The sequence below is a fragment of the Pseudomonas sp. HMSC057H01 genome (assembly GCF_001836405.1).
Classification (GTDB): Bacteria; Pseudomonadota; Gammaproteobacteria; order Pseudomonadales; family Pseudomonadaceae; genus Pseudomonas; species Pseudomonas aeruginosa.
Genome location: NZ_KV828503.1, coordinates 1 through 1,726, shown reverse-complemented (window position 1 = coordinate 1,726; position 1,726 = coordinate 1). Strand labels below are relative to the sequence as shown.

The 1,726-nt window shown below is 63.2% G+C and carries 2 protein-coding genes and 1 pseudogene; all 3 read right to left on the bottom strand.

Annotated features, from left to right (window positions below; all coding sequences use genetic code 11):
• A pseudogene (locus HMPREF2581_RS20945) lies at positions 1-466 on the bottom strand (hypothetical protein); the annotation flags it as partial.
• A 42-nt stretch (positions 467-508) separates the two neighbouring features.
• A complete protein-coding gene (locus tag HMPREF2581_RS20940; RefSeq protein WP_023099124.1) occupies positions 509-1,345 on the bottom strand; it encodes a prohibitin family protein in 837 nt (278 codons plus the stop codon).
• Complete coding sequence (locus tag HMPREF2581_RS20935; RefSeq protein WP_003085694.1) at positions 1,342-1,596, bottom strand: hypothetical protein; 255 nt, start codon at positions 1,594-1,596, stop codon at positions 1,342-1,344. Before HMPREF2581_RS20935 ends, HMPREF2581_RS20940 begins: the two co-directional genes overlap by 4 nt.
• Between the last annotated feature and the right edge of the window lie 130 nt (positions 1,597-1,726).

The following is a 1,726-nucleotide window of genomic DNA, read 5'->3' as shown; positions in this document are numbered from 1 at the left end:
TGGCGGTGCCCCAGTCCCCGGCGGTGGCGGTGCCATATGCGCCTACCTGACAGAGTTCCTTATCGCCTGCCTGTAGGGTGGCGCCGATCACTGCAACTCCGGCCGCGCGTGGTTCGTTTGCGATCAGGAACTGTGTTGCGCTTGCCTTGTCCCCGATGTGACGGACTGTGCAGCGAGGAAATTTCACCTTGCCGCCGAGGGCGATCAGGTCAGCTATTACGACCTCAACCACCAGCCACTTCGCATCGGCGTCGCCGACAGTGCTACTGCAAACATGGTCGCCCTGGCCGAACAGCCAGCCATGTAGGCCGTGACCGCACCTGTTGTCCTTCTTCCAGTCCGGGGCCTCGACTACTGCTCCGATCTTGTCGGGCCACTGAAACCCGCCGTGACTGGTGAGATCAGCGCTGCAGGTCCTGAGGATGAGAGCGGTGCCTTGCTTCTTGGTCTTTGCTTTGGTGGTCATGTTTTTCTCCAGTGGCGCCATCGCTGGCGCCGGGGCGAGGGGCTACTTGCTGATGCCGATGAAGGGAAGCGGGGAGCCGCTGGCCATGTAGGTGGGCAGCTTTCCGTCCCACTTCTCGACGGCATTGAGGGTCACGACGTCGGGGTTCGAGCGCAGCGCCTGGGCGCGGATCTCGATCGCCTTCGCGTCGGCGGTGGCCAGGGTCAGCTTCGCGTCCGCCTCCCCTTGGGCCCGAGCGCGTTCCTTGTCGGCTTCTGCCTTGGCTTGGGCGACCTCGTTACGGCGCTGCTCGGCCATCTGGGTGGCCTGGATCTTCGCGTTCAGGCTCTGCGTAACCTGCCGCGGGAGGACCAGGTCGGATGCGTAGTAGATGCGCTCGATGTTGATGCCGATGGGCGCCACCTGGTCGCGCACGCGCTTCTCGACGGCCAGCAGCAGGTCCGCCTTACCGGCGCCATAGACGCTCTCGACTGGAAGCTTCGAGGCAACATCGTTGAAGGCATCGCGCACCATGTTCCGCAAGAACTTGTTCGTGATTTCGTCGATTCCCGCCCGGTACTTCTGGAACAGCGTCGTCACCTTGTCGGGGGATACCGAGTAGGTAATGCCGACGGCGCCGCCAACCTTCATGCCCTCAACGGTCTGGAAGCTGATCGCTTCCTTGCCGCCCCAGGTTTCGGTCTGCGTGAAGGTGGGGAACAGGTAGAGTTCCTCGTTCACGCCTACCCAGTAGCGCCCAGTTCCGACCTCGCGCGTCTCCACGCCCTTCTCGGAGCCGTAGAGGTTGACGATCACGCCGACGTTGCCGGCAGGCACCTTCGAACAGCCCGCCAGGACGGCGAGCAGGCACAGCATTGCAGCAGCGGGAATCCGCTTCATTGGTCTTTCTCCTTGCTGGTGGTGGCCGCTTCTTCGCGGCGGGTGTTGGCGAGGTGGATGCCGAGGCAGACCGAGGCGATCAACCAGACGCCGGGGATGGCGAATCCCGCGAAGACCAGAACATCGTCGCGACTGCTGACCAGGGCCGGCCCAATGCCGCCCACCAGGGCGACGGACAACCCTGCATAGGCCAGCAGCGCGATACAGATCAGGAAGAGCTTCCCGGGCTTGATGAGAGGTTTGTTGTCCATGCTTTCCTCCAGGCAAGCCGATGGCCTGCCGCGGTTGTTGGCTTTCGCGAAAATCGGTTGGTTACTGCTGGGCTGCTTCGGCGCGTTCGGTCTGCCGCGTCAGATCAGCCCTCTCTGTTGCAGGTCGTTC

Coding starts and splice junctions, on each gene's coding strand:
- HMPREF2581_RS20940 (WP_023099124.1), bottom strand. CDS start 1,345: ATGAAGCGGATTCCCGCTGCTGCAATGCTGTGCCTGCTCGCCGTCCTG.
- HMPREF2581_RS20935 (WP_003085694.1), bottom strand. CDS start 1,596: ATGGACAACAAACCTCTCATCAAGCCCGGGAAGCTCTTCCTGATCTGT.